The 4,233-nt window shown below is 58.1% G+C and carries 3 protein-coding genes; 2 read left to right on the forward strand and 1 reads right to left on the reverse strand.

Annotated elements, in window-relative coordinates:
• Positions 1-1,345: 1,345 nt before the first annotated feature.
• Positions 1,346-2,026 carry a molybdate ABC transporter permease subunit gene (modB, locus tag K8W16_RS08810; protein WP_304122777.1) on the forward strand — a complete coding sequence of 227 codons (681 nt, stop codon included), beginning with the start codon at positions 1,346-1,348 and terminating at the stop codon, positions 2,024-2,026.
• Positions 2,023-2,835 carry a sulfate/molybdate ABC transporter ATP-binding protein gene (locus K8W16_RS08815; protein ID WP_304122778.1) on the forward strand — a complete coding sequence of 271 codons (813 nt, stop codon included), beginning with the start codon at positions 2,023-2,025 and terminating at the stop codon, positions 2,833-2,835. Before modB ends, K8W16_RS08815 begins: the two co-directional genes overlap by 4 nt.
• 494 nt (positions 2,836-3,329) lie before the next feature.
• Here the strand turns inward: K8W16_RS08815 and modA are convergent, their stop codons facing one another.
• Positions 3,330-4,073, reverse strand: coding sequence for a molybdate ABC transporter substrate-binding protein (modA, locus tag K8W16_RS08820; protein ID WP_304122779.1), 744 nt, complete (start codon positions 4,071-4,073; stop codon positions 3,330-3,332).
• Positions 4,074-4,233: the final 160 nt, after the last annotated feature.

Consider the following 4,233-nt stretch of genomic DNA (forward strand, 5'->3'; position numbering starts at 1 on the left):
AAAAACGCGGTTTTTCCGCAAACGAAGGGCCGGGCGGCGCTGTGCTGCCGCCTTCGCGTTTCACTTTTTCAAAGTTGAAACGCTCTGGCCGCCTCGTTCAGGCCGGGATTCCAGAAAACTCCCGGCGTTGAACAGGTAATAATCTGAGCAGGAGCTGCCCCCCGGCAGCTGCCCCGGGCAAATCCAAAGCCCCCCGGGGACATACCGGGAGCCTGATATGAAAAATCAGGAAAAACGTGCTGTTTGACGGCAGGGGAATACTTCGGCGGCGGAATTTCAACAAATGTTCTGGCGTTGCGGCGAGCATGAGGATAAGGCAGGCATAAATAAGGCAAACGCAGCCGGGGCTGCGGGGAATAACCTCGGCGGGCCGCAGGGCATCCCGCAGGCCGGAAGACCGGAGAAACTTCGGCAGCCGAAATACAGATACCGGCCCCGCCGCCGGGAAAACCTTACAGGCACATACGAGGATGCTGCACGTCGGCCCCTTTCTCCCTGACCTCGGGGGGGGGGAGGAGAGCCGTTACCCTCCCGACTCTTGCGGCATACTGCATGCGACGCTTTTCCACAAAAACGGTGCGAACATCGGCACAGGGTAATGTGCCCTGTGTCCCCTTGCCTATCCCCACCCGGGCTTCGCTCCCCTTCAAAGAAGCTCTGCCGGGCACGCAGGCACATCGGGAATCGTTCCCTGGCCTCCCTGCCCATGCAGCCCGGCGAGGCTTTGTCTGTCCTCCGGGCAGGCGGCCCCGACGGGCGTCTCCTTTTGGGGCCCCGAAAACAGGGGAAAATGCATACGGCAGGCGGTGAAATTCCATTGTCCGGGGAGAAGAAGCCGGCCCTTTCCTCCCATTAAAAATAATTTAAGTTTTACATGAACTTTTTTCTATAATATTTTGATTTTACTATTTTTATTTTATATTTTATGTCACACCTGACGCCCTCATGCCGAACTTTTCCCTTTCCCGGTTCACTGCGGGAGGGCCGTCTTGTCCCACCGCACAAAGGGAAAAAGCCGCCTGCCATCCCAGCCTGCGCGGCTTTCTCCGACCCTAGCCCCGCACGGGCCGCAACTTCGCTGCGGCAAACTGAAAAAAACCCGGATACATGGCAAGCAAAACTTGAGAAAAACCCGGAAGACATGCCGCAAAACGGAATCTTTCCTCTTTCTTTACAGAAAAGTCTGCTCCCGGGCATGGTATTGCTGCCAAAAGCTCCCATAAGCACAAGCCGACCATACCTTCATCAACGATATTTTTCTTTCATCACCGTATTTTGTGACGGAAAAGTCGCTTGCTTCATTGCATTTATTTGTGTATTATGTTTTGTAAAGGAGTGCTTCGTCATGGAATTTTCTCTCTTCGGACAGCAGTTCTCCCTGTTTCCCATCATACTTTCCCTGAAAGTTGCAGGCTTATCTACCCTTGCTTCCCTGGTTCTCGGAACTTTTGTGGCTCGTCTTCTGGCGCGCCGCCGTTCCGTATGCGCCGCAGTAATCGATTCTCTCTGCACTCTGCCCATGGTGCTTCCGCCCACGGTGCTGGGTTACTATCTCATTCTGCTTCTGGGGCAAAAGGGCCTTTTCGGCCCTGTTCTGCGCGAGATAGGTTTCCAGTTCATGTTTTCCTGGCAGGGAGCCGTGGTGGCGGCCACGGTGGTGGTGTTCCCCCTCATCTACAAATCGGCCAAGACGGCCCTTGAACAGGTGGACGCCAATGTGGAGAAGGCGGCCCGCACCCTGGGAGCCTCGGAACTGTCCGTCTTCTTTTCCATCAGCCTTCCCCTTGCCGCCCGGGGCATACTCTCCGGTTCCATGCTGGCCTTCGCCCGGGGTATGGGGGAATTCGGCGCGACGCTCATGCTCGCAGGCAACATCCCGGGCAAGACGCAGACTCTTGCGCTTGCCATCTACGATGCGTTTCAAGCCGGGAACGACGCCCTGGCCGCCTGCCTCGTCATTCTCACCTCGGGCATCTGCGCCTTCATTCTCATCACCGCCGACTATCTTCTGGGAGGCTCCCGTTGATTGATCTCTCCGTACAGACTACCCTGAAGGGGAAGCAGGGTTCCTTTTCCCTCGATATCAGCCTGAAAAGTTCCGCGGGCCGCCTTGTGCTCTTCGGCCCTTCCGGCTCGGGCAAGACACTGACCCTGCAGATGATCGCCGGTCTTGTGCATCCCCGGCAGGGGCATATCGTACTGGACGAAACAGTTTTTTTCGACTCCGCAAAAGGCATCGACATGCCCACGCGCAGCCGCCGCGTGGGCTATGTATTCCAGGACTACGCCCTTTTCCCGCACATGACGGTACGGCAGAACCTGGCCTTCGCCCTGCGCAGGCAGAAGGAAAACGCCTCTGCGGGCGGCTTTTTTTCCTCCTTTTCCACCCACCTTGAGGAAAAAGACCTCGAAGCCATGCGTAACATGCTGGAACTTCTGGAAATCACGCATCTTGCGGATCGCAGGCCTTCGCAGATATCGGGCGGGCAGAAGCAGCGCGTGGCCTTGGCCCGGGCGCTGCTCATCTCCCCGCGCGTACTCCTGCTCGACGAACCTTTCGCCGCGTTGGATCCGCTTCTGCGCATACGCATGCGCAAGGAAGTCTCCCGCATCCTCAGCGATTGCGGCGTGCCCCTCATCATGATCACTCACGACCCGGAAGACGTGGACGCCTTTGCCGACGATCTTGCCGTGTACGCCAACGGGAGCATCCTTGCCATGGAAGAGGATTTTCGCGGACGTACCCTGTACGTGCAGGACTCCCTCTCCTACCTTACGGATATTCTGAACCGGGGCGGCCATGCCGACAGGCCCCACGGCTTCGACGACGTTTGAGCCCGGGCTCTTCGGAAGCTGGCCGGGGCTTTCTCCTGTGCGGCAGAAAAAGCCTTGCTCGACGGGGCGTTGTACGGCGGGCTCCCGGGCAGGGACAAGAATCCGCGCCGCCTTGCCTCCGCTGTCATGCGGGCTCTCTGCAAGCTTCCGCATCCCCGAGCCCGGCCTTCTGCTTTTGCAAGAAAAGCCGCAAGGACATTTTTTCCGCGGGAGCAGGGGCTTGTCTTTTCCTGAGGCGCTCCGCGGGCGACGGGAGCAGAAACGGCACGGCGAAAAATCCCCGCCCTCTCCGGAGTGAAAGCACTGCGCTCTCCCGCGTTCCCGTCCCTGCCGGAAAACACGTCCCGGCCGGGCCTGCACCCGGGGCATTTTCCCCCCGCCCCACGGGACGATACGAGGGAACCCGCTACCTCCGGCCCCTTGCCCCGGCCGATACGTTAAAACGCCGCCCCGGAGGCCCGGAGCGGCGCAGGGTATGCCGGAGGCCTACGCGCCTACTTCACCGGGCTGAAACCGTAGTGCGCCAGAATTTCCAGCCCTCTCGGGGAAAGCACGAAATCCACGAACTTCTGGGCCGTGCCCTTGTCCGCGCTGCCCTTCGTCACGGCGATGGGGTAGCACACGGGCTTGTGGCCGGTCATGGCAGTCACGATGCGCACCTCCTTGCCGCCCGCCAGGGCGTCGGTACGGTACACGAATCCGGCATCGGCTTCGCCGCGCTGGATATAGCTCAGCACCTGACGGACACTGTTGCCGAAGACAAACTTACTCTGGAGGGCTTCCCAGGTTCCCGCGCTGGTGAGGGCGTCGCGGGTATAGCGGCCGGCGGGCACGCTCTCGGGCTGGCCTATGGCGATATGCTTCACGTCCGCGGAAGAAAGCCCTTCAGGCCCGGCAAGCGTGCCGCTCGCGGGAGTGATGAGCACAAGGTCGTTCAGTGCAAAATTCCGGCGGGTCGAGGCCTCCGTGAGATCTTTCTTTTCCGCCGAATCCATGGTCTCCTGGTCGGCGGAGGCGAAGACATCCACAGGTGCGCCCTGCTCCATCTGGCGGAGAAGGTTGTTGGAAGAGGCGAAGTTCAGGTTGACCTTCACCCCCGTATTCTTGGTGAATTCCTGGGAAATCTGCGTAAAGGATTCCGAAAGGCTGGCGGCGGCGGAAACCGTGATTTCCGCTCCCATGGCCGGGGCATTCAGGCAGAAGGCGAGGATCAGCGCAGCGAAGCCGAATTTTTTCATGAGTTCCTCCTCATTTCAAAAGTTTCTTATAACATACAAAATTTGTTGATTTTTTCAATTGACATTGGAGATTTTTTAAAAAAATTAAAATATATGTAATATCAGGGTGTTATTTTCCAACATCCTTATCCTATTTTTTTTAAATCGTGACTTTTCCATT

Origin of the sequence: Mailhella massiliensis (assembly GCF_020741395.1) — a bacterium.
GTDB lineage: Bacteria > Desulfobacterota > Desulfovibrionia > Desulfovibrionales > Desulfovibrionaceae > Mailhella > Mailhella massiliensis_A.

What these genes read in the sequence shown, in the direction of transcription:
- modB (WP_304122777.1), top strand. Translation starts at nt 1,346, where the DNA reads ATGGAATTTTCTCTCTTCGGACAGCAGTTCTCCCTGTTTCCCATCATA.
- modA (WP_304122779.1), bottom strand. Translation starts at nt 4,073, where the DNA reads ATGAAAAAATTCGGCTTCGCTGCGCTGATCCTCGCCTTCTGCCTGAAT.